A 9,139-nucleotide genomic window follows, 5' to 3' on the forward strand; every position below is an offset into this window, starting at 1 on the left:
TAGCCATACATAAGGGAGAGAGACGGGGGCCGTGTGGCTCCCGTGCACGCATATGGGTAGTGACACGCTCGCCGCTCCGTCTCATGGAGCGCCCCGGCTCGACCGCGATGTGGTCAGCCGCTTTGCCACATGTTGTCGTGCGCTTGGCCTGACGGTCAACGACCGGCAACGTCCGGCCGATCTGTCGGCCGCTCGATCGGGCTTTGCTGGGTTGGCGCGCATCGCGCACGATCACTGTGACGCGTGGATCGGCCTGGCCGCGGCGGGGGATACGTCGGCGCCCGTCATCGACGCCGTCTGGCGGACGGTGGGTACGGCCGGCGTGCTGCAGCGCGAGATCGACCTGGCCGCGGGCGAGCTCGGCTTCCTCTATGACACGGGACTGTACCTGCAGTTCCGCGCCACCGAGCCCGACGACTTCCAACTTGCTTATGCGGCAAGGCTTTACGATGCCGGTGAGCTTGCCAAGGCCAACGAACTGGTCGCTGACGTGCTGGCACGCCGGCCGGGCTTCCTCAACGCCAAGTGGCTGCGTGTCGCGATCAACTACCGCGCCGAGCGCTGGTCGGACGTCGTCAGGCTGCTGACGCCGATCGTCACCGACGAGTCGCTCGATCAGATGACGTCGCACGCCGCCCGGGTCACGCTCGGTATTGCGTTGGCCCGGCTCGGAATGTTCGCACCGGCCCTGTCCTACCTGGAGGATCCGTCCGGGCCCATCGCGGTGGCTGCCGTCGACGGCGCACTGGCCAAGGCACTCACGCTGCGTGGTCAGGGCGAGGACGACGACGCCAACGAGGTCCTGCAGGAACTCTTCGCTGCACATCCCGACAACGCACAGGTCGAAGAGGCGCTGTCGGACCCGACATTCGGGCTCGTCGTCACCACGGCCGCGCGCATCGAGGCCAGGACCGACCCGTGGGATCCGGAGACCGAGCCGTCGGAGTCCGAGTTCGTCGACCCCGGAGCCAAGGAACGCAAGGCACATCTGCTCATCGAGGCCGAGGCCGAACTCGCCGAGTTCATCGGCCTGGAAGAAGTGAAGTTCCAGGTGGCCCGCCTCAAGAGCTCGGTCGCCATGTCGATCCGCAGACAGGAACGCGGGCTCACCGTCGCGCAGCGCACCAACCACCTCGTGTTCGCCGGACCGCCCGGAACCGGTAAGACCACGATCGCCCGCGTCGTCGCCAAGATCTATTGCGGCTTGGGACTTCTCAAGAAGGAAACCGTTCGCGAGGTGCACCGCGCCGACCTCATCGGCCAGCACATCGGCGAGACCGAAGCCAAGACCAACGCGATCATCGACAGTGCGCTCGACGGCGTGCTGTTCCTCGACGAGGCGTACGCCCTGGTGTCCACGGGCGCCAAGAACGACTTCGGGCTGGTCGCGATCGACACACTGCTGGCCCGCATGGAGAACGACCGCGATCGCCTGGTCGTGATCGTCGCCGGGTACCGCAAGGACCTCGACATGTTCCTCGACACCAACGAGGGTCTGCGTTCGCGTTTCACGCGCAGCATCGACTTCCCGTCCTACTCGTCGTCCGAACTCGTCGAGATCGCCGAGCGGATGGCCGAGAAACGCGACAGCGTGTTCGAGAAGGCCGCCCACGAAGACATGGAAAAGCTGTTCGGCCATCTCGCCGAGGCGACGATGCCCGACGCCAACGGGGTTTCGCGCCGCTGCCTCGACATCGCGGGTAACGGCCGGTTCGTCCGAAACCTGGTGGAACGCTCCGAGGAGGAGCGCGAGTACCGCCTCGACCATTCCGATGCCGAGGACTTCACCGACGAGGAGATGATGACGATCACCGCCGGTGACGTGCGCAATTCGGCTGCCCCGCTGCTGCGTGGCCTTGGCCTGACGGTGCCGGCATGACCGGCCCCACTCACGAGGACCGGCGCTCATTCGCCTCCCGTACGCCCACCAATGAGAACCCCGACCAGGTGCAGTACCGGCGCGGCTTCGTCACGCGCCACCAGGTGTCGGGCTGGCGATTCGTCATGCGCCGCATCGCGTCTGGTGTCGCGCTGCACGACACCCGGATGTTGGTCGACCCGCTTCGCACGCAGAGCCGTGCGGTGCTGACCGGTGCGCTGATCCTGATCACCGGCCTGATCGGCTGCTTCGTGTTCTCGCTGATCCGCCCGGGTGGCGCCGCCGGCAACGACGTGATCCTCGCCGACCGGTCGACGGCCGCGCTCTACGTCCGCGTGGGCGAGCAGTTGCACCCGGTGCTCAACCTGACCTCCGCACGCCTGATCGCGGGTCAGCCCGACAACCCGACCACGGTGAAGACCAGCGAGATCGACAAGTATCCGCGCGGCAACCTGCTCGGCATCCCCGGTGCGCCGGAGCGCATGGTGCAAAGCGCGGCGACCGACGCCGATTGGACTGTGTGCGAAAGCGTTTCGGGCGCCAATGCCGGTGTCACCGTCATCGCCGGAACGCCCGCGACCGGCGGCGAACGGGCATTGCCGCTCGCCCCCGGCCAGGCCGTCCTGGTCCACAACAGCGCCGGGCCGACCCCGGGCGACTGGCTGTTGTGGGACGGCAAGCGCAGCCCGATCGATCTGGCCAACCGCGCCGTCACCGATGCGCTCGGATTCGGTGCGCAGATCCCGGCACCGCGTCCCATCGCGGCAGGCCTGTTCAACGCCATACCGCAGGCACCCGCACTGATCGCCCCTGCGATCCCCGAAGCCGGTGCGCCACCGCGGTTCCCGCTGTCGACGCCGGTGCCGGTCGGCGCGGTCGTCACGGCATACGACGCCGACAACACCATCCGCCACTACGCCGTGCTGGCCGACGGTCTGCAGCCGATCTCCCCCGTGCTGGCCGCGATCTTGCGCAATACCAACTCTTTTGGGCTCGAACAGCCGCCGCAGCTCGGCGCCGACGAAGTGGCCAGGACCCCGGCCGCCAACGGCATCGACACCGCCGCCTACCCGGCCGAACCGCTCACCCTCGTCGAGCCGTCGGCTTCTCCGATCACCTGTGCGCAGTGGATCAAGCCTGCCGGCGCCACCGAGAGCCGGCTGACGCTGCTGTCGGGCGCGGTCCTGCCGCTACCCGATGGACTGCGCACGGTCGACCTGGTCGGCGCCGGCAGCAACGGCACCGCCAATCGGGTCGCGTTGACTCCCGGCACCGGATATTTCGTGCAGACCGTCGGGTCGGAGCCCGGATCGCCGACCGCCGGATCACTGTTCTGGGTGAGCGACACCGGTGTCCGCTATGGCATCGACACCAGCGGCGACGACAAAGCCGTTGCGGCCCTTGGCCTCACCTCACCGGCGCTGCCCATCCCGTGGTCGATCCTGACGCAGTTCGCGGCCGGCCCGACCCTGTCCCGTGGCGACGCACTGGTTGCGCACGACGCCCTGTCGCCCGATACGAATTCTGCGCGGCTGGAGGCCACGACCCGATGAGCAGGTTGATTTTCGAGCACCAGCGTCGGCTGGCTCCGCCGACCACCCGCAAGGGCACCATCACGATCGAACCGCCGCCGCAGCTGCCGCGGTTGGTGCCGCCATCGTTGTTGCGCCGGGTGCTGCCGTACCTGATCGTGATCCTGATCGTCGGCATGATCGTGGCCCTGGTGGCCACCGGGATGCGGCTCATCTCGCCCACCACGCTGTTCTTCCCGTTCGTGCTGCTGCTGGCCGCAACCGCGCTGTATCGCGGATCGGACAACAAGATGCGCACCGAGGAGGTCGACGCCGAGCGCGCCGACTACCTGCGGTACCTGTCGGTCGTCCGCGACAACGTCCGCGCCCATGCCAGCGAGCAGCGGCAGGCGCTGGAGTGGTCGCACCCCGAACCGGAGGTGCTCACCACCATCCCCGGCACCCGCAGGCAGTGGGAGCGCGACCCGCGCGATCGCGACTTCCTGGTGCTGCGCGCCGGTCTGCACGATGTGCCGTTGGATGCGGCGCTCAAGGTCAAGGACACCGCCGACGAGATCGACCTGGAACCCGTGTCGCACAGCACGTTGCGCGGTCTGCTCGATGTGCAGCGCACGGTGCGTGACGCGCCCACCGGCATCGATGTGGCAAAACTGGCCCGTATCACCGTGATCGGTGAAGCCGACGAGGTCCGCGCGGCGATCCGGGCGTGGATCGCGCAGGCCGTCACCTGGCACGACCCCACGATGGTCGGGGTGGCCCTGGCCGCACCCGGCGTCGACTCCGACGACTGGTCCTGGCTGAAATGGCTTCCGCACGTGGACGTTCCCGGCGAAGCCGACGGTGTCGGCCCGGCCAGGTACCTGACGACGAGCGTCGCCGAACTGCGGGAGCGGCTCGCGCCCGCGTTGGCCGACCGCCCGCCGTTCCCGTCCGAGCCGGATCAGGCCACCAAGCATCTGCTGGTGGTGCTCGACGATCCCGATGCCGATCCCGACGATATCGCCCGCCGTCCGGGGCTGACCGGCGTGACCGTGATCCACCGCTCGGACAAGCTGCCCAACCGCGAGCAGTACCCGGACCCCGAGCGCCCGATCCTGCGGGTGGCCGACGGGCGCATCGAACGCTGGCAGAGCAGCGGATGGCAGCCCTACATCGACACGGCCGACGCGATGTCGGCGGCCGAGGCCGGGCACATCGCACGGCGGCTGTCGCGCTGGGATTCCAATCCCGGCTACATCCGGTCGAGCTCGACCGGCGGCGCGACCTTCACCACGCTGCTGGGTATTCCCGACGCGTCGGCGCTCGACGTCGCGAGCTTGTGGGCGCCCCGTACCCGCGACGACGAACTGCGGGTGCCGATCGGCGTCACCGCGACCGGCGAGCCGCTCTACTTCGACCTCAAGGACGAAGCCGAGGGCGGTATGGGTCCGCACGGCCTCATGATCGGTATGACGGGCTCTGGAAAGTCCCAGACTTTGATGTCGATCCTGTTGTCGTTGTTGACAACCCATTCGGCCGAGCGGCTGATCGTGATCTACGCCGACTTCAAGGGCGAGGCCGGCGCCGACATCTTCCGCAACTTCCCGCAGGTCGTCGCGGTCATCTCGAACATGGCCGAGAAGCGGTCGCTCGCCGACCGGTTCGCCGACACCCTGCGCGGTGAGGTGGCCCGTCGCGAGCAGCTGCTCAAGGAGTCCGGCCGCCGCGTACAGGGAAGTGCCTTCAACTCGGTCACCGAGTACGAGGCCGCGATCGCTGCCGGACACGATCTGCCGCCCATGCCGACGCTGTTCGTCGTCGCCGACGAGTTCACGCTGATGCTGGCCGATCATCCCGAGTACGCGGACCTGTTCGATTACGTTGCCCGCAAGGGCCGCTCGTTCCGCATCCACATCCTGTTCGCGTCACAGACGCTGGACGTGGGCCGGATCAAGGACATCGACAAGAACACCTCCTACCGGATCGGTCTGAAGGTGGCCAGCCCGAGCATCTCGCGTCAGATCATCGGGGTCGAGGACGCCTATCACATCGAATCCGGCCGCGAGCACAAGGGCGAAGGCTTCCTGGTGCCCGCGCCGGGCGCGGTGCCGATCAAGTTCCGCAGCACCTACGTCGACGGCATCTACGATCCGCCGCGTGCCGAGAAATCCATTGTGGTGCGCGCACTTCCGCAGCCTCAGGTGTTCACGGCGTCGCGCGTGGAACCCGAGCCCGACACCGTCATCGCCAGCTCGGATGTTGACGGAGCCGAGGCGACGGTGTTGCCGCCGCGCAAGCTGATCGCCACGATCGGCGACCAGCTGGCCACCTACGGCCCGAAGGCGCCGACGCTGTGGCTGCCGCCACTCGACGAGGCCATCGCTCTGGCCGACGTGCTCGCCGGAACCGAGGTGGAGCCCGGGCAGCTGCGCTGGCCGCTCGGCGAGATCGACAAGCCGTTCGAGATGCGCCGCGACGCGCTGGTGTTCGACGCCAACTCGTCGGCCGCCAACGTGCTCATCCACGGCGGCCCGCGATCGGGCAAATCGACTGCGCTGCAGACGTTCATCCTGTCGGCGGCCGCTCTGCACTCGCCGCGCGAGGTCACGTTCTACTGCCTGGACTACGGCGGGGGCAAGCTGGCCGGGCTCGGCGATCTCGCCCATGTCGGTAGCGTCGCGACGCCGCTGGAACCGGAGCGGATCCGGCGTACGTTCGGCGAGCTCGAGCAACTGCTGCGGGCGCGCCAGCGGCAGGGCGCGGTGAACCGCCAGAGCGGCGGCTACACCGACGGCTATGGCGAGGTGTTCCTCGTGATCGACAACCTCTACGCCTTCAGCCGCGACAACACCGACACGTTCAACACCCGTAACCCGTTGCTGGCCAAGGTCACCGAGCTCGCCAACAGCGGTATGGCCTACGGCATCCACGTCGTCATCACCACGCCGAACTGGCTTGAGGTACCGCTGGCGATGCGCGACGGCCTGGGGCTGCGGCTGGAACTCAAGCTGCACGACAGCCACGACAGCATCGTGCGCGTGGTCGGCGCGCTGCGCAGGCCTGCCGACGCGGTGCCGGCCGACCAGCCGGGCCGCGGCCTGACGATGGCCGCCGAGCACTTCCTGTTCGCCGAGCCGGCACTGAGCGACATCGCCGTCATCAACGCGCGCTACCCGGGCGTCAGTGCACCACCGGTGCGGCTGCTGCCGAGTGACCTCGCCCCTTCGGCGCTCGCGCCGCTGTACCCGGCGCCCGAGACGGTCGTCATCGGGCAGCGGGAGGAAGATCTGGCGCCGGTCGCGATCGACTTCGCGAGCAACCCGTTGCTCACGGTGTTCGGCGATTCGAAGTCGGGCAAGACGACGCTGCTGCGCCACATCATCCGGACGATCCGCGAGAACTCGCAGCCCGATCAGGTCGCGTTCACGGTGATCGACCGGCGGCTGCACCTCGTGGACGAACCGTTGTTCCCGGACAACGAGTACACCGCGAACATCGACCGGGTGCTGCCCGCGATGCTGGGTCTGTCGGCGCTCATCGAGAAGCGGCGCCCGCCGGCCGATCTGTTCCCCGAGGAACTCAAGAAGTGGACGTACTCCGGGCACACCCACTACCTGATCATCGATGACGTCGACCAGATTCCCGACGGTCCGGCAGTCAGTGGGCCGTTCGTCGGGCAGCGACCGTGGACCAACATCGTCGCGCTGCTGGCCGAAGCATCCGACCTCGGACTGCGCGTCATCGTGACCGCCCGCGCCACCGGTTCGGCACACGCGGTGATGACCGCGCCGCTGTTGCGTCGCCTCAACGATCTGCAGGCGACGACCCTGATGCTGTCGGGCAATCCGGCCGACAGCGGCAAGATCCGCGGCCACCGGTTCGCCCGATTCCCGGCCGGGCGCGGCATGCTCCTCGGCGACGGCGATTCGCCGGAGTACATCCAACTCGTCAATCCGCTCGGCGCCGATGCGGCGCTGTCGGTGAACAACGGAACCCGCAACATAGGAAAGGAATACCGATGACTCTTCGTGTAGTCCCCGAAGGCCTGACCGCGGCCAGCGCGGCGGTGGAGGCGTTGACGGCACGGTTGGCGGCCGCGCATGCGGCGGCGGCGCCGGTGGTGTCGACGGTGGTTCCGCCTGCCGCTGACGCGGTTTCGTTGCAGACGGCCACAGGGTTCAGTGCGCACGGTGCGCAGCATTCGGCGCTGGCCGCCCATGGTGTGGAGGAGCTGGGCCGGTCCGGTGTCGGCGTCGGCGAGTCGGGCGCGAGCTATGCGACCGGTGATGCGATGGCGGCGTCGTCGTACCTGATCGCGCGCGGGGTCTGACGTGACTGCTCCCGTGTGGATGGCCTTGCCCCCGGAGGTGCATTCGGCGCTGTTGTCCAGCGGGCCGGGTCCGGGGTCGTTGTTGGCCGCCGCGGGGGCTTGGCAGTCGCTGAGCGCTGAATATGCTTCGGCGGCAGCCGAACTGACCACTGTGTTGGGTGGGGTGCAGGCCGGTGCGTGGGAGGGGCCGAGTTCCGAGCAGTACGTGGCGGCCCACGGGCCCTACCTGACCTGGCTGGCGCAGCAGAGCGCGAACAGTGCGGCGGTGGCGGTTCAGCACGAGACGGCGGCGGCAGCGTATTCGACGGCGTTGGCGGCCATGCCGACGCTGCCGGAACTGGCGCTCAACCATGTGGTGCACGGCGTGCTCGTGGCGACGAACTTCTTCGGTATCAACACGATTCCGATCGCGCTCAACGAGGCCGATTACGTGCGGATGTGGGTTCAGGCCGCGACGACGATGAGTACGTATCAGGCGGTGTCGGGCGCGGCGGTCGCCGCGACGCCGACGAGCTTGCCGGCCCCCTTCCTGTTGAAACCCGGTGTGGGCGAGGCGGGAACGGCGTCGGCGAGCGCCCAGCAGATGGCCGCGCAAGGGCAGGCCGCGCAGAGCGGCAGCGCCCTCACCTACGCGGACGCCAGCAGCACCGAGCAGCTTGCCGAGGAGAATCCCTACCCCAATCTGCCGCAGTGGCTGGTGGATTACCTCAGCAACCCCTCGATGATCGGCGGCAAAGAGCTGCTGCAGTTCCTCAACGATCCGTTGGGCACCATCCAGGCGATGCTCGAAACCCTGCTGACGAACCCGTCCGCCTTCTTGACGACCTGGGGGCCGTTCCTGGCCGGCGTCCTCTACCAATTGATATTCCAGCCGGTGGGCTGGGGAACCTGGATCGGTATCGCGATCTCGCCGTTCCTGGTTCCGCTGCTCGGCATCGGACTTGCGGCACTCGGCTTCCTCGGCCTCATCCCGACCGATGCGCCACCCGCCGACGTTCCCGCTGACGAGAACACACCGGTCCCGGTTCGCGGCGATCAGAATCTGCCGATGGCAGGCATCTCCCCGGCCGGGGTTCCCGGACCGTCGGCTGGCGCGCCCGCCCCGAGCCCGGCGTCCGGATCGGTTTCGGTGGTCACCCCCGCACCGGCCGCGCCGGCCGCCTTCGCGCCCTACGTGGTCAGCGGTAGCGATCCGGGTGAGGGGTTCACGCCGACGTTGCGGGACAAGTCGAGTGCGCAGGCTCCGGCGTCGGGGGTTCCGGCGGCGGCTTCTGGGGTGGCGGCGTCGTTGGCGGCGCGGCGTAGGCGGCGGCGTAAGCGTGGTGCTGAGGTCGAGGAGCACGCGTATGCCGATGCCTATATGGACTATGAGGGTCCGGGTGCTGATCCGGCGCCGGAGCCGCGGACGGGGGTGCGCAC

5 protein-coding genes are annotated in these 9,139 nt (G+C 68.4%); all 5 read left to right on the forward strand.

Annotated elements, in window-relative coordinates; translation table 11 throughout:
• Positions 1–109: 109 nt before the first annotated feature.
• Positions 110–1,879 (forward strand): type VII secretion AAA-ATPase EccA, encoded by a 1,770-nt coding sequence (gene eccA / locus AWC31_RS23615; protein ID WP_085146329.1) that lies wholly within the window; start codon positions 110–112, stop codon positions 1,877–1,879.
• A complete protein-coding gene (gene eccB / locus AWC31_RS23620; protein ID WP_085146330.1) occupies positions 1,876–3,432 on the forward strand; it encodes a type VII secretion protein EccB in 1,557 nt (518 codons plus the stop codon). Before eccA ends, eccB begins: the two co-directional genes overlap by 4 nt.
• Positions 3,429–7,412 carry a type VII secretion protein EccCa gene (gene eccCa, locus AWC31_RS23625; protein WP_085146331.1) on the forward strand — a complete coding sequence of 1,328 codons (3,984 nt, stop codon included), beginning with the start codon at positions 3,429–3,431 and terminating at the stop codon, positions 7,410–7,412. Before eccB ends, eccCa begins: the two co-directional genes overlap by 4 nt.
• The gene (locus AWC31_RS23630) at positions 7,409–7,720 is read left to right on the forward strand and encodes a PE family protein (RefSeq protein ID WP_085146332.1); all 312 of its coding nucleotides are present in this window, start codon (positions 7,409–7,411) and stop codon (positions 7,718–7,720) included. The genes eccCa and AWC31_RS23630 overlap by 4 nt, the downstream gene beginning before the upstream one ends.
• 1 nt (position 7,721) lies before the next feature.
• On the forward strand, positions 7,722–9,139 hold a 1,418-nt coding region (locus AWC31_RS23635; RefSeq protein ID WP_085146333.1), incomplete at its 3' end, for a PPE family protein.

Source organism: Mycolicibacterium wolinskyi (assembly GCF_002101965.1).
GTDB lineage: Bacteria > Actinomycetota > Actinomycetes > Mycobacteriales > Mycobacteriaceae > Mycobacterium > Mycobacterium wolinskyi.